Annotated in this window: 21 protein-coding genes; 12 read left to right on the forward strand and 9 right to left on the reverse strand. The window is 65.5% G+C overall.

What is annotated here, in order from left to right; genetic code table 11:
• Nucleotides 1-32: 32 nt before the first annotated feature.
• Genes IEW19_RS11655 through IEW19_RS11665 form a run of 3 tightly spaced genes read left to right on the forward strand, consistent with a single transcriptional unit; the run spans nt 33 to nt 1,982 of the window.
• Nucleotides 33-584, forward strand: a complete 552-nt coding sequence (locus tag IEW19_RS11655; protein ID WP_188571787.1) for an RNA polymerase sigma factor — start codon at nt 33-35, stop codon at nt 582-584.
• Nucleotides 581-1,537, forward strand: a complete 957-nt coding sequence (locus IEW19_RS11660; RefSeq protein WP_188571788.1) for a hypothetical protein — start codon at nt 581-583, stop codon at nt 1,535-1,537. Before IEW19_RS11655 ends, IEW19_RS11660 begins: the two co-directional genes overlap by 4 nt.
• A 19-nt stretch (nt 1,538-1,556) precedes the next feature.
• On the forward strand, nt 1,557-1,982 hold the full coding sequence (locus IEW19_RS11665; RefSeq protein WP_188571789.1) for a CoA-binding protein: 426 nt from the start codon (nt 1,557-1,559) through the stop codon (nt 1,980-1,982).
• Between the two features lie 15 nt (nt 1,983-1,997).
• Here IEW19_RS11665 and IEW19_RS11670 read toward each other — a convergent pair whose 3' ends face one another.
• Nucleotides 1,998-3,029, reverse strand: a complete 1,032-nt coding sequence (locus IEW19_RS11670; protein ID WP_188571790.1) for an isopenicillin N synthase family dioxygenase — start codon at nt 3,027-3,029, stop codon at nt 1,998-2,000.
• A 45-nt stretch (nt 3,030-3,074) separates the two neighbouring features.
• On the opposite strand from IEW19_RS11670, the gene IEW19_RS11675 reads away from it, so the two are divergent.
• From IEW19_RS11675 to IEW19_RS11695, 5 genes are all read left to right on the forward strand, one after another.
• Nucleotides 3,075-3,488 (forward strand): MmcQ/YjbR family DNA-binding protein, encoded by a 414-nt coding sequence (locus tag IEW19_RS11675; RefSeq protein WP_188571791.1) that lies wholly within the window; start codon nt 3,075-3,077, stop codon nt 3,486-3,488.
• The gene (locus tag IEW19_RS11680; RefSeq protein ID WP_188571792.1) at nt 3,481-4,029 is read left to right on the forward strand and encodes a DUF1990 domain-containing protein; all 549 of its coding nucleotides are present in this window, start codon (nt 3,481-3,483) and stop codon (nt 4,027-4,029) included. The genes IEW19_RS11675 and IEW19_RS11680 overlap by 8 nt, the downstream gene beginning before the upstream one ends.
• Nucleotides 4,026-4,346, forward strand: coding sequence for a putative quinol monooxygenase (locus IEW19_RS11685; RefSeq protein ID WP_188571793.1), 321 nt, complete (start codon nt 4,026-4,028; stop codon nt 4,344-4,346). Before IEW19_RS11680 ends, IEW19_RS11685 begins: the two co-directional genes overlap by 4 nt.
• Nucleotides 4,347-4,361: 15 nt before the next feature.
• Nucleotides 4,362-4,655: a DUF503 domain-containing protein gene (locus tag IEW19_RS11690; RefSeq protein WP_188571794.1), complete on the forward strand. Its 294-nt coding sequence runs from the start codon at nt 4,362-4,364 to the stop codon at nt 4,653-4,655.
• Between the two features lie 123 nt (nt 4,656-4,778).
• Nucleotides 4,779-5,720: a type IV toxin-antitoxin system AbiEi family antitoxin gene (locus IEW19_RS11695; protein WP_229748441.1), complete on the forward strand. Its 942-nt coding sequence runs from the start codon at nt 4,779-4,781 to the stop codon at nt 5,718-5,720.
• Nucleotides 5,721-5,790: 70 nt separating this feature from the next.
• Here the strand turns inward: IEW19_RS11695 and purL are convergent, their stop codons facing one another.
• From purL to purS, 3 genes are read right to left on the reverse strand one after another with little or no spacing between them, the layout of a single operon-like run.
• On the reverse strand, nt 5,791-8,100 hold the full coding sequence (purL, locus tag IEW19_RS11700) for a phosphoribosylformylglycinamidine synthase subunit PurL (protein ID WP_188571795.1): 2,310 nt from the start codon (nt 8,098-8,100) through the stop codon (nt 5,791-5,793).
• Nucleotides 8,097-8,870 carry a phosphoribosylformylglycinamidine synthase subunit PurQ gene (gene purQ / locus IEW19_RS11705; protein WP_188571796.1) on the reverse strand — a complete coding sequence of 258 codons (774 nt, stop codon included), beginning with the start codon at nt 8,868-8,870 and terminating at the stop codon, nt 8,097-8,099. The genes purL and purQ overlap by 4 nt, the downstream gene beginning before the upstream one ends.
• Before the next feature lies 1 nt (nt 8,871).
• On the reverse strand, nt 8,872-9,123 hold the full coding sequence (gene purS / locus IEW19_RS11710) for a phosphoribosylformylglycinamidine synthase subunit PurS (protein ID WP_015935902.1): 252 nt from the start codon (nt 9,121-9,123) through the stop codon (nt 8,872-8,874).
• A 266-nt stretch (nt 9,124-9,389) separates the two neighbouring features.
• On the opposite strand from purS, the gene IEW19_RS11715 reads away from it, so the two are divergent.
• Both IEW19_RS11715 and IEW19_RS11720 read left to right on the forward strand, forming a co-directional pair.
• The gene (locus tag IEW19_RS11715; protein ID WP_188571797.1) at nt 9,390-9,575 is read left to right on the forward strand and encodes a hypothetical protein; all 186 of its coding nucleotides are present in this window, start codon (nt 9,390-9,392) and stop codon (nt 9,573-9,575) included.
• Between the two features lie 253 nt (nt 9,576-9,828).
• Nucleotides 9,829-12,960 carry a S8 family serine peptidase gene (locus IEW19_RS11720; RefSeq protein WP_229748442.1) on the forward strand — a complete coding sequence of 1,044 codons (3,132 nt, stop codon included), beginning with the start codon at nt 9,829-9,831 and terminating at the stop codon, nt 12,958-12,960.
• Between the two features lie 72 nt (nt 12,961-13,032).
• Here the strand turns inward: IEW19_RS11720 and IEW19_RS11725 are convergent, their stop codons facing one another.
• From IEW19_RS11725 to IEW19_RS11740, 4 genes are all read right to left on the reverse strand, one after another.
• Entirely contained in the window at nt 13,033-13,365 is a 333-nt protein-coding gene (locus IEW19_RS11725; RefSeq protein ID WP_188571798.1) for a subtilase-type protease inhibitor, read from the reverse strand.
• Nucleotides 13,362-14,315, reverse strand: a complete 954-nt coding sequence (locus tag IEW19_RS11730) for a 3-methyladenine DNA glycosylase (RefSeq protein WP_188571799.1) — start codon at nt 14,313-14,315, stop codon at nt 13,362-13,364. The genes IEW19_RS11725 and IEW19_RS11730 overlap by 4 nt, the downstream gene beginning before the upstream one ends.
• Nucleotides 14,272-14,850, reverse strand: coding sequence for an SSI family serine proteinase inhibitor (locus tag IEW19_RS11735; protein ID WP_188571800.1), 579 nt, complete (start codon nt 14,848-14,850; stop codon nt 14,272-14,274). Before IEW19_RS11735 ends, IEW19_RS11730 begins: the two co-directional genes overlap by 44 nt.
• A gap of 77 nt (nt 14,851-14,927) precedes the next feature.
• Nucleotides 14,928-15,395 (reverse strand): MarR family winged helix-turn-helix transcriptional regulator, encoded by a 468-nt coding sequence (locus IEW19_RS11740; protein WP_229748443.1) that lies wholly within the window; start codon nt 15,393-15,395, stop codon nt 14,928-14,930.
• A 78-nt stretch (nt 15,396-15,473) separates the two neighbouring features.
• On the opposite strand from IEW19_RS11740, the gene IEW19_RS11745 reads away from it, so the two are divergent.
• A complete protein-coding gene (locus IEW19_RS11745; protein WP_188571801.1) occupies nt 15,474-15,716 on the forward strand; it encodes a hypothetical protein in 243 nt (80 codons plus the stop codon).
• A 141-nt stretch (nt 15,717-15,857) separates the two neighbouring features.
• The gene (locus IEW19_RS11750) at nt 15,858-16,049 is read left to right on the forward strand and encodes a hypothetical protein (RefSeq protein WP_373283597.1); all 192 of its coding nucleotides are present in this window, start codon (nt 15,858-15,860) and stop codon (nt 16,047-16,049) included.
• 73 nt (nt 16,050-16,122) lie between these two features.
• Here the strand turns inward: IEW19_RS11750 and IEW19_RS11755 are convergent, their stop codons facing one another.
• On the reverse strand, nt 16,123-17,481 hold the full coding sequence (locus IEW19_RS11755) for an aspartate kinase (RefSeq protein WP_188571803.1): 1,359 nt from the start codon (nt 17,479-17,481) through the stop codon (nt 16,123-16,125).
• Between the last annotated feature and the right edge of the window lie 126 nt (nt 17,482-17,607).

Below are 17,607 nucleotides of genomic sequence, written 5' to 3' on the forward strand. Positions count from 1 at the left end.
CCGACACCCCCTTGATGGAAAGCACTACGTCAGTGACAGATGCACAGACAGACGAAGCTCCGGAGCGGTCAGCCTCCGGCGCAGCTGCCTTCAGCCTCATCTATCAGACGTACGCATCACAGGTACTGGGCTATCTCACGGCCCGGGGAGTCGAGGATCCGGAGGCCGCCATGCAGGAAGTGTTTCTTTCGGTCCTGCCCCGGCTGGGCAGTGTGCACGGCGGGGATGCCGGCCTGCGGACCTTCATTTTCTCTGTTGCGCACGCGCGCATGGTGGACGACCATCGCCGTCAGAGCCGGAGCCCGGTGAAGCTTCCGTTTGAGCCTGAGCTCGACCACCGCGAGGACAGCTCGGCCGAAACGGAGGCCCTGCAGCGTATCTCGCCCCAGGAAGTCCTTGGGCTGCTGGACGGGCTGCCCCAGGAGCAGCGGGAAGTCCTGTCGCTTCGCCTGGTGGGCGGCCTGACCGTGGAACAGACAGCGGAGGCCATGGACAAAAGCGCAGGTTCGGTAAAGCAGCTCCAACGGCGTGCACTGCTGAAACTCCGGGAACTTGCCGCTGTGAAGGAGTACCTCGCGCCATGACACCCACCTCGAATAACCTCGCCAGCCTTGTTGACGACATGCTCCAGGACGCCGGCTGTGAACAGGACGCCGGACTTCGCGGCGCCCTGCTCTCGCTGGGCACCCTCGGATCACTGCCGGCCCCGCCGCCCACCGGAGAGCTAGCCTTGCTGCTCGCGGCCGGTGGGCCGTCACCGGTACAAGTCCCTGCCTCTGCAGAACAACCGCTTGAACAACCGGCCGGAGACACCGCCATGCACGCCGATGGGCAGCCGGACGACCAACTGGCGCGCCGCCGCCGGCGCCATCGCCCCACGGCGCTGGGCCTGGTCCTGGTGGCCGGGATGGGGCTGGGCGTTGGCGGAGTGGCTGCCAGCTCCACCGCCCCCGGCAGCACCGTACAGCACCTGCTGGAGGACTGGACGCCGCCGTGGAGCAGTTCGCCAGTGCAGCCGTCGGCCGCCGGGCTCGGCTACCGGGCGCCCGCACTGGCGGCGGACGGCCAACTCAACGATGCCGCTCTGCCTGCTGCAGCGGGCAGGGCCGCCGATGCCGGAAACGCTGCCTCCCGCCTCCTGCGGGATTCTGCCGGCGCCGGCCGCCATGCAGGTACACGGGCGTGCGCCGGGCCGGTCAAAAATGGCGGCGGGGATGGTGCATTGACGTGCACGCCCGCGGACGCAGGGGGTGCCCTGCGGGCCAGTGAGGCTGGCGGCGGAAGGGACGACGGCGGAGCAGCTGCGGCAGAGGGAACACCGGCAAGTGCGGGGGGAGCAGGCAACGCCGGGACGCCGGCGTCGAATGGACCGGCAGGCAGCCGGGACGCCGCCGGCGCAGCCGCACAGGCAGCCGCACAGAAGGGGGCAGGCGCCGCTGCCAATGCAGAGCAGGGGCCGGGACAAGGCCAGTCCCAGGGGAGTGGGCCGCAGGGCACACCCCAGGGAAACGGCCAAAAGACCGCCCCCGCAAAATAGTGGAGCGTAGGCTGATCCAATGGGCCACACGAACGATCCTGAAGTCATTGAACGCCTCATGCGAACCAAGGGACGTTGGGCCATCGTCGGCCTCACCACCAACGAGTGGCGGGCGGCCTACGATGTGTCGCTGTTCATCCGCGACAGGCTCGGCATGGACATCATCCCCGTCAACCTGCCCGGCGACCCGGTCCACGGCGAAGCCGGGTACCGCAACCTGGGCGACATTCCTCCGGAAAAGCGGCCCATCGACGTCGTGGACTGCTTTGTGAACTCGCAGAAGGTGGGCAGCGTGGTGGACGAGGCCATTGCTGTGGGGGCAAAAGCCGTGTGGTTGCAGCTGGGGGTCATCGACGAGGCTGCGGCGGAGCGTGCCAAGGCGGCGGGGCTCGACGTGGTGATGAATGCCTGCCCTGCCCAGCTCGCCTGGAAGTACAATCTCTGACGCGCCGGGGCGCTGTCAGCTCCGGCGCTCCGTCAGCTCGGGGTAGTGCCGCTCGGTGACGTCGGGGTGCGCGCGCATCCGGCCCTTGAGCATGTTCATCCCAAAGGACGAGAGGAGCGGATTGGCGGGATCGTCGGTGATGCCCCGGGCCGCGGATTTCAGCTCAGGAGCCAGCGGGACGGGCTTGATGACCGCGTCGAGCCTGGGCGACCAAAAGAACGGTACCGAGTAGCGGTCCACGCCAGGTGGCGGCGCCTGGACGCGGTGGATGGTGGCGGCAAGATATCCCTCCGTGGCCACCTCCAGCATCTCGCCGAGGTTCACTACCAGCGCTCCGGGAAGCGGCTCCACGGGCAGCCACTGGCTGGTTCCGGGCGGCAGGACTTCAAGGCCGCCGACGTCGTCCTGCAGCAGGAGGGTCACGAACCCGTAATCGGCGTGGGAACCGACGCCCTGGTCTCCGGCCGCTTCCACCACGCCGCCCACATAGTGCACCAGCTTGCCCATCCAGGCGGGGGTATCCCGGAACGGCTCGTCAAAGTAGTCCTCCGGCAGCTGCAGGGAAACGGCGATGGCCCGCAGCAGTTCCATTCCTACCTCGGACATGAGTTCCGCCCACTCCATGGCGGCAGGCTTCAGGTCCGGGAATGATTCCGGCCACAGGTTCGGGCCCTGCAAAAGCCAGTAGGGTTGGTCGGCAGGATAACCATGGACGGGCTGGCGCTCGGGAGAGTAGTCGATCTGTTCCCGCGCGTCTGCCCGGCCCTGGGTGACCTCAGTGCCCATGCGGGTGTAACCGCGGAAGTGCGGAGACAAGCGGTTGTCCAGCTTCATGCGCTCCTCAAGCGGCAGGTTGAAGAAGCGCCGGACGATGTCCAGTAGCTGTTCAGCCTGGCCCGGCTGGCCGCCATAACCCGTGATTTGGAAGAAACCGACATCGTGGGTGGCATGTCGCAGTTGCTCAATGAACCCGGGACTGAATGACCCGTAAGGCTGCCGTGCGGAACTCAAATCCAGAACAGGTATGGCTCCCTGGTCGCGTGACATCCTCGCAGACTAGCACCGTGGGGTCCCGCTTTATAGGCTTCGTTCATGGACCCTGCTGCCCTGAGGAAGATCTGCCTTTCGTTTCCCGGCGCCTACGAGGACTTTCCGTTCGGTCCGGAGACCTCGGTCTTCAAAGTCCGTGCCCATATAGCCGGGGGCACGCGCCACGAGGCCAAGTTGTTTGCGTTGTCCACCATGGACGAGCGCGACTTTTCGGTGAGCCTGAAGTGCGAGCCGGCCCTTGCCGTGCAGCTGCGGGCCGTGCATCCGGCGATTACCGGTGCATGGCACATGAACAAAACCCACTGGAACGGCGTTCGCCTTGACGGCTCGCTGCCGGACGGGATGATCCGGGACATGGTGGAGGACTCATACGACTTGGTGGTTTCGGGGTTGAGCAGGAAGCAGCAGGAGCAGTTGGGGTGGGCACGCCTCGAAAAGGCAGGCAGCAATGACTGACAAGGCACCTGTCTGGCTCGAATACCTGGGAGTGGGAAGCACCGAACAAGGGAGCGCCCCCGAGGGATACGCCCGTGTCCTGGAAGAGGTCCGCCTGGGCACCGGGCTGGACACTTACCGCCGAATGGCGGACGGCATCCTCGCCTGGGAACTGCAGCGCCGTGCGGGGCTTCGCGTCACCGCGGATTCGGTGACGGCGGTCCCCGGGGCACGCGTGGTGAGCGGTTTCGGCGTCGGGCTTTTCCGCCTGAACGCCCCCTGCGAGGTGGTGTGGGTCCATGAGCCTTCTGCGGACGGTGTGCCGCAGTCGGCGGGGTTCGGCTACGGGACGCTGCCCGGCCACCCCGCCCGCGGGGAGGAATCCTTTGAAGTGGAGATTAACAGCCAAGGCGAGGTGTGGTTGCGGATCCGGGCGTTCAGCAAGCCCGCCAACTGGTTCTACGCCGCCGGCGGACTGGTGACCCGCGCGGCGCAGCGCTACGTTACTTCCCGGTACATTGAAGGGGCACGCAGTCTCGCCGCGGAAGGAAAATCCCAGTGATCTTTATCGTCGTCAAGTTCAAGGTCAAGCCCGAATGGTCCGAGCGCTGGCCGGACCTCGTGGCGGACTTCACCGAAGCCACCCGCAAGGAACCGGGCAACCTCTGGTTCGACTGGTCCCGCAGCCTGGACGACCCCCACGAATACGTCCTTGTGGAAGCCTTCAAGGACGACGCCGCCGGCGACCACGTCAACAGCGACCACTTCAAGAAGGCCATGGCGGACATGCCGCAGGCCCTTATCGAAACGCCCAAAATCATCAGCAGGCAGCTCGACGGCGACGGCTGGGACCTGATGGGCGAGCTCACCATCGAATAAGGAAGGTCCCGGCCCATGTGGATCGGCTGGATCGAATTCGACATCCTCCTTGGCGACATCCACAGCCTGAAGGGAAAACGCTCAGTTGTCAGGCCGCTCCTGGCTGAGCTTCGGCGCCGGTTCGATATCTCCGTGGCCGAGGTGGGGGACCACAGCCAGTACCGGCGCACCCAGCTTGGCATCGGCCTGGTGGCAGCCGACCGGGCGCACCTCGTGGAGGTGCTCGCCGCCGTCGAGCGCTTCGTCGCTGGCAGGCCCGAGATCGAACTGCTCAGCGTGCGCCAGCGGGAGCTCCACAGCGAAGACTAACCCCCACCTCATCGATTGCTCCGTAGCGGCCCTTTTGAGACGTCAAAACGGCGTTTACGGAGCAATCGATGAGGGGTGTGGATAACTTCTGCGGAGTTTGAACCGTTTTGGTCTGATGTAGCAATGAAGACTGCACGTCCGCTTCCGGAAGTACTTGAGGGCCGTCCCTTTACTGCGGCTGAGGCTGCACGGGCAGGAGTCTCGGCCAAGCGCCTGAGGCATCGTTCCCTCGGCAGGCTTGGTAAGGGCATCAGGGCGGATGGCCCGACGGCGGCACTCCCCTTAAGCGTGCGGCTCCGGCCTTTCATCGAAGTTAACGAGCGATGCGCCGCATCCCACCAGACGGCCGCGGAGCTTCATTCGCTACCGCAGCGGCGCCAGGACGAGGCCTTTGACGCTTGCCACCTCGTCCGTCCCGAGGGCGCAGCCCATCTGGACAGGCCCCACGTCATCGTGCACCGGATGAAGCTGTATGAGGATGAAGTCACCACAATTGACGGGATTCCGGTGACAACGCCGGCGCGGACGTGGCTCGACATGGCTGAGTTGCTGTCCCTTGATGAAATCGTGGCCATGGGGGATGCCTGTGTCCGCGTTCCCCGTCCCGAATTCGAGGGCCGGGACATGCCGCTGTGCAGCATACGGGACCTGCAGCGGACGATTGACAAACACCGGGGAAAACGAGGGCTCCGGAAGGCGAAGGAGGCCCTGGAACTCGTCCGGGTCGGATCGGATTCACCGCAGGAAACGTCGCTGCGGCTCGCTATCGTCCGCGCGGGACTGCCCGAGCCCGAGCTGAACGTTCCGATCATCGCAGACGACGGCAGCAGGCATCACGAGCCCGACCTCTCGTACCGGAGGTACCGGATTGGGATCGAGTACGAGGGCGAGCATCACGGCGAGGAAGGCCAAATCGCCAGAGACATAACGCGCTCCGAACGCTACGCCGCCTTGGGGTGGACGGAGGTCAGGATCTCAAAGCGGCACATGCTCAACGACGCCAAACCGGCCGCGGCCAAAGTACTTGTTGCCTTGGCACAGGCCGGCTGGCGGAGGGGTTCTTAAAAACGAGTGCTCCGTAACCGCCCTTTTGGGGACTCAAAAGGGCGGTTACGGAGCAATCGACGAGGGGAGATCAGCCGAAGTACTTCGGCAGCGTCCCCTCGTGGGCTTCGCGGAGGTCGTCCAGGGACAGGCTCTCCACGCCGTTGATGTCCAGGGTGCCGCTGGCCGCATCCACCACGCCGATGCGGGTGTGGGCAAAGCCGCGGGCGGTGCACATGTCGGTGAAGCGGACTTCCTCGGAACGTGGAACGCCCACCACGGCACGGCCCTGCGACTCGGAGAAGAGCGCCGTGAACAGATCCACGCCGTCGCGGTCCACGATGTCTTGCAGGGCGATCCGGGCTCCCACGCCGTAGCGCAGCGAGGACTCCACCAGGGCAGCCGCAAGGCCGCCTTCGGAGAGGTCGTGTGCCGAATCGATCATGCCGTCGCGGGAGCCGTTGATCAGGATCTCACCGAGTGCGCGTTCGGCCTCGAGGTCAACCTTCGGCGGCTGCCCGCCCAGGTGGCCGCGCATGTTGGCCCACTCGGAACCGTCCAGATCGTCAGCCGTGGTGCCCAGCAGGTAGATCGCCTGGCCGTCCTCACGCCAGCCCGACGGCGTGCGGCGCGCTACGTCGTCGAGCTTGCCCAGGACCGCCACCACGGGGGAGGGGTGGATGGGCGTGGTGCCCGTCTGGTTGTACAGCGAGACGTTGCCGCCGGTGACCGGGATGCCCAGCACCATGCAGGCGTCGGACAGGCCGCGAATGGCTTCTGCGAGCTGCCACATGACGTCCGGGTCCTCGGGGGAGCCGAAGTTCAGGCAGTCGCTGACGGCCATGGGGATGGCGCCTGCGGTGGCAACGTTGCGGTAGGCCTCGGCCAGCGCCAGCTGCGCGCCGTGGTACGGGTCGAGGTACGTGTAGCGGCCGTTGGCGTCGGTGGCCAGTGCAACGCCCAGGCCGGATTCCTCGTCCACGCGGACCACGCCGGCGTCGTCGGGGAACGCCATGGAGGTGTTGCCGCCCACGTAGCGGTCGTACTGGTTGGTGATCCAGGACTTGGAGCACATGTTCGGGGACGCCACGAGTTCCGTGACAGCCGCAGCAAGCGAGGCCGGGCCGGCCGGGCGTCCTGCGTCCTGCACCGAACCGGTGAAGGTGTCGGCCTGGACGGAATCCTGCCACTCGGGGCGGGCGAACGGACGGTCATAGACCGGGCCGTCGTGTGCCACGGTGCGGGGATCGACGTCGACAATCACGTCGCCTTCCCAGGTGATGATGAGTCGGCCGGTGTCGGTCACCTCGCCCAGCCAGGAGTACTCAACGGCCCACTTGTCCATCACTGCCTCGAACGCTTCCACGTTCTCGGGGGTGACCACGGCCATCATGCGTTCCTGCGACTCGGACATCAGGATTTCGCCCGGAGTCAGGGTGGGGTCGCGCAGGAGGACGGAGGTCAGCTCAACCTGCATGCCGCCGTCGCCGTTGGAGGCGAGCTCGGAGGTGGCGCAGGAGATGCCCGCCGCGCCGAGGTCCTGGATGCCTTCAACGAGCGAGCCCTTGAAGAGCTCCAGGCAGCACTCGATCAGGACCTTCTCCGCGAAGGGGTCGCCCACCTGGACGGCTGGACGCTTGGACGGCTTGGTGTCGTCGAAGGATTCGGAGGCCAGCACCGAGGCGCCGCCGATGCCGTCGCCGCCGGTGCGCGCACCGAACAGGACCACCCTGTTGCCCTTGCCGGAGGCGTTGGCCAGACGGATGTCCTCGTGGCGCATGACGCCAACGGCGAGGGCGTTGACCAGCGGGTTGCCCTGGTAGACGGAATCGAACACCATCTCGCCGCCGATGTTCGGCAGGCCCAGGGAGTTGCCATAGCCGCCGATGCCGGCCACGGCGCCGTGCATGACGCGGGCGGTGTCCGGGTGGTCGATGGCGCCGAAGCGCAGCGGATCCATGACGGCCACGGGGCGGGCGCCCATGGAGATGATGTCGCGGACAATGCCGCCGATACCGGTCGCGGCGCCCTGGTAGGGCTCAACGAACGACGGCGAGTTGTGCGATTCGATCTTGAAGGTCACGGCCCAGCCGTCCCCCAGGTTGGTTACGCCGGCGTTTTCGCCGATACCCACCAGCATGTCCTTCTTCATTTCCTCGGTGACCTTCTGGCCGAACTGGCGCAGGTGGTTCTTGGAGGACTTGTAGGAGCAGTGCTCGCTCCACATGACCGAGTACATGGCCAGTTCGGCGCCGGTGGGGCGGCGGCCCAGGACCTTGACGATTTCGTCAAACTCGTTCTGCTTCAGGCCCAGTTCGGCCCAGGGCAGCTCGGTGTCCGGAGTCTTGGCGGCGTTCTCGACGGTGTCGATGTTGAACTTCTTGGTGGTTTCAGTGGTCACTTGTCGCCTCCCACAATCTTGTTCAGGACGGAGGTGAAGAAGCCGAGGCCGTCGGTGTCGGACCCGCCGATGCCATCGAGCGATTCGGGACCGAAGCCCGGCTCCACGGCGTGCTCGGGGTGCGGCATGAGGCCCACCACGTTGCCTGCGGCGTTGGAGATGCCGGCGATGTCGCGGCGGGACCCGTTCGGGTTGAAGCCCACATAGCGGAATACCACGCGGCCCTCGGCCTCAAGGGCGTCCAGGGTCTTCTCGTCCGCGATGTACTGGCCGTCCTGGTTCTTCAGCGGGATGGTGATCTCCTGGCCCGCTTCGTAGTCCAGTGTCCATGCGGTGTTGCTGTTCTCAACGCGCAGCACCTGGTCGCGGCACAGGAACTTCAGGTGGTCGTTCTTGATCATCGAACCGGGCAGCAGGTGCGACTCGGTAAGGATCTGGAAGCCGTTGCAGATGCCCAGCACCGGGAGCTTGGCATCGCTGTTGGCGGCGTCGATGATTTTGGACATCAGCGGCGCGAAGCGGGCGATGGCACCCGCGCGGAGGTAGTCACCGTAGGAGAACCCGCCAGGGATGATGACGGCGTCAACGTCGCCGAGTTCGGCATCACCGTGCCAGAGTTCGACGGCGGTCCCGCCAGCCAGGCGCACGGCACGTGCGGCGTCGCGGTCGTCAAGAGTCCCGGGGAAGGTTACGACGCCGATCCGGGCCCCTGCGAGGCGCGGTTCTGCGGCTACGGCGATGGCCTCGCCGATCAGGGGGAGTTCAGTCATGTCAGGCCTCGACGACCTCGACGTTGACGACGTCCTCGATCACGGGGTTGGACAGGAGGGTTTCGGCGGCATCGCGGGCCTGGGCCAGGATTTCTTCTGTGACCTCGCCGTCGACCGTCAGTTCGAAACGCTTGCCCTGGCGGACAGAGCTGAAGCTGGTGAAGCCCAGCCGGGGGAGAGCGCCGACGATCGCCTTCCCCTGCGGGTCCAGAATCTCGGGCTTGGGCATGACGTCAACAACGATCCGGGGCATCCGGCAACTCCTGTGCGTGAGCTTTGGGTAAGGGCGCAGCGGAGTGGTGCCGTCTCACGCCGTACCGGAGTGTTGGGGACAAGGGGTCACCTGTCGGTTCACCATGAGGTCGGGCGCTCCGCGAGCTTGCCCTACCATTCTACCGGCCCGGGCGCATCCCTTCGCATTCCGCGGCTTTGCGGAGCGGATCGGCGCCGGACGTCTTGGCCTTCGGCGGCTTGCGGGTGGTTCTGGAGTTGCCGGAGGGCCTTCACTAGGATTGCTGGATGGCAGAGAATTCGAAGTCCGTGCTGTTGCCGGTGGTTGCCGCGGCGGTGTTCGCCGGTCTGGGCAGGATGGTGTTCCAGAAGGTGAAGGCCGACCGGTTGGTGCGCGAGAGCCGGGTGGTCGGTCCCTTGGATGAAAAGACCAGGCAATGGATCAGTGATGTGGTGCGCACTCCCCGGCAATAGCGGGGGCAGCCATCCTCCGCCCGTGGGAGGGCGTCCTTCGGGGCGCCCTTTTTTCATGCCCGGATCCTCGGCCCACTCCGGTATGACAAGCGAAAAATTTCCAAATGTGCTCTATGTCATATCGCGCTATCAGTCTGTACTCTGTGAACAGTCTGGTCTCAGCAAATTACAAAACCTGTAATTTTTTCTGCAGTTCCAGTCTTTCGGGCCGGCCCCCACCAAGGCTGGGCGGCACATCGTGAAAGGGTTGCACGTGAAATCAACTGGAAAGAGCCCCTTGCGGGCTGGGGGACTCCGGAAGGTTGCCGCACTGGCTGCCGGGTTGCCCCTTCTCCTTAGCTCGCTGGCAGTGGGTCCCGCATCCGCGGCGCCTGGCGGCCCCGGTGCCGGAAATTTTTCCTCCAGCGCAACGGACAGTCAGTTCAAGGATGGGCGGTACATCGTGGTACTCGCCGGTCCGGCTGCCGCGGCGTACGAAGGGGGAGCTGCCGGGCTGGGTGCCACCAAGCCGCAGCTGGGCAGGAAGCTGGATGCTGGCAGCCCAAACTACAAGGCCTACGATGCGCACCTGCGCAAGCAGCAGAGTGACGTTGCCGCGGCACAGGGAGTCAGCCCCGCCAAGCAGTACACCGCAGCCCTCAACGGGTTCACGGCGGAACTGACCGCGGCCCAGGCGGCCGCCCTGTCCAAGGACAGCCGGGTCCTGGTGGTGGCTCCCGACGTCGAAAACAAGCCTGACTACACCACCACTGACTTCCTCAAGCTCACCGGTCCCGACGGTGCCTGGGCCAAGCAGTTCGGCGGAGAAGCCAATGCAGGCAAGGGCGTGGTGGTTGGCGTCATCGACTCCGGCTACGCCCCGGACAACCCCTTCCTCCAGGGTGAACCGGTGAAGCCGCTGCAGGGCGAGCCGCAGGTTGGCGTCCCCTACCGGGCCGGTGACGGCAGGATTGCCATGCTCAAGGCGGACGGCACTACGTTCGAAGGCGAATGCCAAAAAGGCGACGGCACAGGGGCGGCCTTTGACGGCTCGCTCTGCAATTCCAAGGTCATTGGCGCCCGCTACTTCGCCGATTCCTTCCTCCAGTACGTACCACCGGGGAACCGGGCACCGCAGGAGCAGATCTCCCCGGTGGACGTGGGCAGCCACGGCACCCACACCGCCACCACGGCAGCCGGCAACGCCAATATCGAGCAGGTGATCGACGGGGCTAGCTTTGGAAAGAGCTCTGGCGTGGCCCCCGCCGCCAAGGTCTCGGTATACAAGGTCTGCTGGGAAGACACCAGCCCGGACACCGGCGGCTGCTACTCCTCCGCTTCGGTTGAGGCGGTGGACGCAGCCATCAAGGATGGCGTCGATGTCCTGAACTACTCCATCTCGGGAAATAACAACAGCACCACCGATCCCGTGGCGCTGGCCTTCCTGAACGCTGCTGCCGCTGGCGTCTTCGTTTCGGCGTCGGCCGGCAACTCCGGCCCTGCCGCCTCCACCGTGAACCATGCTTCGCCCTGGCTCACCACGGTGGCAGCTTCCACCTTCCCCAGCGACCTGTTGGGAACGGTCAAGGTGTCCGACGGATCGCTGTACCGCGGCGCGTCCATCATGAAGTCGGAAGTGGCGGACAAGCCCGTTGTCCTCGCCGCTGCCGCCGCCGCCCCGGGTGCCGCAAATCCCAACCTTTGCGGCCCGGGAACCCTTGACGCCACCAAAGTGGCCGGCAAGGTAGTGGTCTGCGACCGCGGAGTGGTGGACCGGACCGCCAAGAGCCGGGAAGTCCTGGACCGGGGCGGCGTGGGCATGATCCTGGTGAACCTCACCAGCAGCTCCGAGGACGCCGACAACCACGTCGTTCCCACCGTCCACGTCAACGCCCCCAAGAGCCTGGAACTGAAGTCCAAGCTTGAAGCCAACCCGGCGCTGACCGTCAGCCTGGTCAAGGGCGACCTGACCGGCCTGCCGCCGGCCGCGGCCCCGCAGATCGCGGGCTTCTCCTCCCGCGGCCCCACCCTCGCATCCGGCGGCGACCTGCTCAAGCCGGACATCTCCGCCCCGGGCGTGAATGTCCTGGCCGGTGTCTCCACCATCGGCAACCACGGCGCCCAGTTCGGGTTCATGTCCGGCACGTCCATGGCAGCACCGCACATCGCCGGTTTCGGCGCCCTGGTGCTGGGCAAGCAGCCCAAGTGGACCCCCGCCATGGTGAAGTCCGCCATGATGACCACCGCCTACCCGCTGGTCAATGCCGATGGCTCGCCCAACGCCGACCCGTTCCAGGGCGGTGCCGGGCACATTGATTCGACCCGTGTCCTCGATCCGGGACTGGTCTATGACTCGGGTATCCAGGACTGGCTCGGCTTCCTGAACGGACAGGGCGTGGAAACCGGAGCACCACAGGCAGGCACCATCGCTGCCCGCGACCTCAACCTGCCATCCGTCGCCCTGGGCAGCCTGGTGGGGGAAGTCCAGGTGAAGCGCAAGCTGACCGCCCTGGTGCCGGGCATGTACCGCGCCGAGGTGAACATGCCGGGATTCAGCGTCAATGTTGAACCCAAGGCACTGAACTTCGCCAAGGCCGGCCAAACGCGGGAGGTGACGCTGACCATCCGGAACGTCAGTGCGCCGATGGGCAAATTCAGCACTGGAAGCCTCAGCTGGAAGGGCCCCCGGACGGTGACGTCACCGATCGCCATCCGCCCCGTTGATGCCCAGATCGCCCCGTCGTTCTCCTTCAGTTCCGCCACGGGCACCAGCAGCGGCACCATGCAACTCGTCTCCGGCTCGGACAGCCCCATCGGAGTCGCCGTGGAAGGCCTGGCACCGCTGAGCCAGACCGCCATCACCAAAACCCCGGGTGCGTACGCCCCCACGAATGACGCGCACAACGCCCTGCTCCAAGTGAAGGTGCCCGCAGGCGCCTCGTTTGCCCGGCTGGGTATCCAGGCGCAGTCGAACGACGTCGACTGGGACATGGTGGTCTACGCACCGAACGCGTCGGGCGGGCTGACGCCCACCCAGGTGGCTACGGCATCTGCCAGCGAGTTCCTGGACCTGGAATCACCGCGGGCCGGTACCTACTACGTGGTGGCCAACCTGTACGCCACACCGGACAATGGGCCTGCAACTGCTTCGGTCCAGGCCGTGACCTTCGCCGGTGACGCGGGCAACCTCACGGTGAACCCGAACCCCATCGTTGCGCCGAACGGAACCGCCACCTCGGCTACCCTGAACTGGACGGGACTCCCCACGGGGTCCTACCTTTCACGGTTGAGCCTCGGCAGCAACGGCATCAAAACCTGGGTGAACGTGCAGGTGGGACAGGGCACTGCCCCCGCCCCGGCCGGCGCTCCCCAGCTTGACCTCGCTCAGGTGGTACCCGCAACCTGACCGGGACGAACATGGGGGGAGGTCCCGGACGGTCACCAGGCCGCCCGGGACCTTTTCGTTGGCCGGGAAAGGCTAGGTTGCCGTCCCGCCCAGTAAGGGGCCCATTGCGTTCCAACGGGCGATCTCGCAGCCGTCGGTGAGGGTGAAGGTCGAGCGGACCGGGCGACCATGGAATGTTCCGGTGACCAGGGCAACCTGGGGACCGCCGTACTGCTGGGTGCAGAGCTTGGGTGGTCCGGGCTTGGGGAAAAAGATGTCTTCGCCGAACCGCTCCACGGCGGACAGGGCAGCCCCGGGCTCCGGCAGGGTGCTCCCGGCGGCCGGGTTGCCATCCGTGGCCACGAGGCGGAATACGTGTTCGGGAGCATCGGGATGGTCCCGGATGCTGATGGTCAGGTCGATCACCGTGGTGCTTCTTCTGCCATGGCCCCGAGTTCCGCCGCGAGCCTTTCCCTCAGGATCCCCGCTTCCGCTGCAAAGGCGCGCTGGTGTTCAACATAGGCGGCCTTTCCCTGGGCCGTCTCGATGGGAATGGCAGGATAGCCCCAGCCGGCCAGGTCGTAGGGGGAGGCCTGCATATCCATGGCCCTGATCCGCCAGGACAGTTCAAAGCAGTCCATTACCAGTTCGCTGGACAGCGCCGGCATCAGCTTGTAGGCCCACTTGTAAAGGTCCATGTTGGCGTGCAGGCATCCAGGCTGCTCCATCTGCCGCTGCGATTCCCGGCTGGGGGAGTGTTCGTTGAGTGGAATGGCATCCGGGGTGTAAAACCGGAATGCGTCGAAGTGGGTACAGCGGATCCTGTTGTCTTCCACCACTTTGTCGGTACCCGCCGCTCCCAAACGCAGCTGCAGGTACTCGTGGCGGAGGTCGAACTTGTCCTGCCGGTAGACCATGGCCCACTCGTGGAGGCCGAAGCAGCCAAACTGCGCGGGCCGGGCGGCCGTGCCACGGAGGATGATGCCGGCGAAGTCCACCGCATCCTTGCGGTCGGCCAGGAAGGTGCGCCGATCGAAGGTGACCCCAGTGCTTCCCGCAGCCAGCCCCAGGGAGGCAAGCTCGCCGTCGTCGAGCATCCGGTAATGCTTCCACCCAAGCCGCACGGCTGCCTGGGCGCCGGTGAGGACTGCTCCGGCGCCGGGGTGCCATCGCTTCAGCTGGCCGGGCTTCTGGGTGTAATAGGTGAAGAGGAAATCCTCTACCGGGTGTTTCTGTCCCGCTGACCGTCGGGCCAGGTAGGGATCGGCATAGCGGCTGACGCGCTGCAGGTGGGCTTCCTCCCTTATCCGCGCACTGTCCGCCGCCAGGAGCTTAAGAGGCGCCACCGGCCGCGCCCAAAACGTCCTTGGCTGCATCCCATGCGCTGATCTCGCATCCGTTGGTCCGCGCAAAGGATGAGTCCACGGCAACACCGTCCACCATGCCCGTAACGGTTGCCGTCTGGGGGCCGCCATATTGCTGGGTGCATGCCTGCGAGGTTCCCGGTGCCGCAGGAGCCGCGATATCAGGGTTGGTCTTCAGTGCCGCGCAGGCCGCAGCGGCATTGGGGTGGCTGCTTTCCGCGGCCGGAGTTCCCGAGGTGCAGACCAGGGTGTAGTCGATTTTCTGCGTGCCCGGGGACGGCACCACGGTGATGGCGAGTTCAGCGTTCCCCTGCCCCGGCCCGGCACTGGGGCGCGATGTGGTGGGGGCCGGAGCCGGTACAGAGGTCTCCGTGTCGGCGGACGGCGTGCCGGAACCTGCAGGAGAACTCCCCGCGGAGGAGGAGCTGGCGGAAGCGGTGGAGGGGGCTGTTGACGCGGACGTGCCGCTGTCAGGTGTGCCGCTGCAACCGGCGATCAGCCCGGCGGTCACCGTCAGGAATGCAGCGAGCATCCGGAAATTGCGCATCAGCCACCTCTCCTTCGTCCAGTTATTCTAGTCGCTTGAGCCGGTACCGGCAGGCTCCCGTCCGGTCATGCCGGCGCTCACTGCGAGGTGGCTGCGATCAGGCTCATCATGGATGCGTGCAGTTCAGTGACCTGTTCCCGGGTCAGCCCCAGCCGTTCCATCATGGTCCCCGGTACCTGCAGGGCCTGCTGCCGCAGGGCGGCGCCTTTGGGTGTCAGCTCGACGGCGAGTGCGCGTTCGTTTCCATCCGCACGGCGCCGCGTAATGAGTTCCGAGGCTTCCAGCCTGCGCAGAAGCGGGGAAATGGTGGCTGGTTCCTGGGCGAGGGCCTCGCTGATGTTCCGTACTGTCCGGGGACTGTCTTCCCACAGGCAGAGCATCACCAGGTATTGCGGGTGGGTGAGGTTGAGTTTCTCCAGCACGGGCTTATAGGCCCCGACCACGCTGCGGGACGCCACCGTGAGGGCAAAGCAGAGCTGATGTTCCAGCAGCAGGTCTTCTTCGTGTGCTGCTTCCATTGTTCCTGCGTCCCTTGGCTCTGTCATTGGTTCTCCAAAATGTTAGTGCGCTAATCATTAGTGTACATTTGTTGCAGGTACACGGTGAGTGGAAGGAACCTCTTCATGGGCAGGGACAGGTCCGCGGACAAGGGCAATGCCTCGCAGCGCTTCATGCGCGCCACGGGAAAGCTGAGGGCCGTTTTCGGTCCCGCCAGCCGCACGGCTTTGGCGCACGACATGTCCGAAGAGAACCGCCGGCTCCTGGCCCAGCGCCAGGCGGAGACCCAGCAGTGGGAGACCATCACCAGGCCGGACGGCAGTACGTATGTGGTGCCGCGGAACCCTGAAGACCGCTCCCTGCGGTAGCAATCCATTTACCCCCGCGCCGGCGCCTTTTCCCTGCACCGGGCATAAAATGAGGGCACTGGCTCCCGCCGGAGCCGGCTGCGCTTTCGCCCGAGGCTCGGGAAGGGGGTGGAAACAGTGGCACATGTCCTCAACACTTTCATGGGCTTGACTGAGAGGCTCCGCTTCGTCTTTGGTCCTGCCACCCGGCTCGACGCAGACGCGCCCGTGGTGCACAAACACGACGAATTCGAACAGGCCTCCGAGGAGGACCTATCGCATTTCGTGGTGGAATCCGATTCATCCGGCCACCATTACGCGGTGCGCCGTGAAGACCTGGAACGCGAAATGTAATTGCCTCCAGAGACCAAGAAAGCCGGGCCGCCCGTCCACTGAGGAACGGACAGCCCGGCTTTTCCTTTTGCGCTTAGCGGCCGGTGCCGCCGTAGACAGTCGCTTCGCTTTCGGTGTCGAGCCCGAACGCTTTGTGGATCACTCGCACGGCCTCGTCCAGCAGGTCGGCGTGGGTGACCACCGAGATGCGGATTTCCGACGTGGAGATCATGTTGATGTTGATGCCCGCATCGGACAGCGCCTTGAAGAACGTGGCGGAGACGCCGGGGTGGGAACGCATGCCCGCGCCGATCAGGGACAGCTTGCCGATCTGCTCGTTGTATTCGATGGCTTCGAAGCCGATCTGGTCCTGCGCGGCGTGAAGGGCGGCCAGGGCGTCGGCGCCTTCGACAATGGGCAGGGTGAAGGAGATGTCGGTCTTGCCCGTGCCGTGGGTGGACACGTTCTGGACGATCATGTCGATGTTCGAGTGTGCGTCGGCGATGACCTGGAAGATCGCGGCAGCCTTGCCGGGGATGTCGGGGACGCCGACCACGGTGACCTTTGCTTCGGAACGGTCATGCGCAACGCCGGAGATGATTGGCTGCTCCAAGGCAACTCCCTCTTGAGTGGTGATCTTGTCATCGGCGCTGGGAATGACCCAGGTGCCTTCATGCTGGCTGAATGAGGAACGGACGTGCAGCGGGACGCCGAACCGGCGCGCGTACTCCACGCAGCGCAGGTGGAGGATCTTGGCCCCAGAGGCTGCGAGTTCCAGCATCTCTTCGCTGGAGATGGTTTCAATCTTCTGCGCCGAAGGGACAACACGCGGATCGGCGGTGAAGATGCCGTCCACGTCGGTGTAGATCTCGCAGACATCAGCCTCAAGGGCTGCCGCCAGCGCCACGGCCGTGGTGTCGGAGCCGCCCCGGCCCAGCGTGGTGATTTCGTTGGTAGCCCGGCTCATGCCCTGGAAGCCCGCCACAATGGCGATGTTGCCCTTGTCCAGGGCGGTGCGGATGCGGTGCGGGTCGACGTCGATAATGCGGGCCTTGCCGTGGATTCCGTCGGTGATCATGCCCGCCTGTGACCCGGTGAAGGACTGGGCGGAGGCGCCGAGCTTGTTGATTGCCATGGCCAGCAGCGCCATGGAGATGCGCTCCCCGGCTGAGAGGAGCATGTCCATTTCACGGGCGGGGGCGGAGTCAGTCACCTGTGCTGCGAGGTCCAGGAGCTCGTCCGTGGTGTCGCCCATGGCCGAGACAACCACCACCACCTCGTTGCCCGCTGCCTGGGCATCGACGACGCGCTTCGCCACGCGCTTGATCCCGTCAGCGTCCGCAACGGAGGAGCCGCCGAATTTTTGCACGATGAGCTGTTTGGTCACCGCACCGGCGGCAAGTGCCACCTGCTGCTGCGTTGCATTGTGCATTTCGGTAGTGGGCGTACTCATGCGCGTACCTTCATTGGATCAATTGGAGTTCTGGAGGCCAGGCAGCCTGGCGCCGGGACGGCGCGACTTTCCTCCCTCAGTTTATCGCCGTGCCGGGAGGGACGTTGAATTGTGACCACATTCCGG

Source organism: Arthrobacter liuii, assembly GCF_014639275.1.
Classification (GTDB): Bacteria; Actinomycetota; Actinomycetes; order Actinomycetales; family Micrococcaceae; genus Arthrobacter; species Arthrobacter liuii.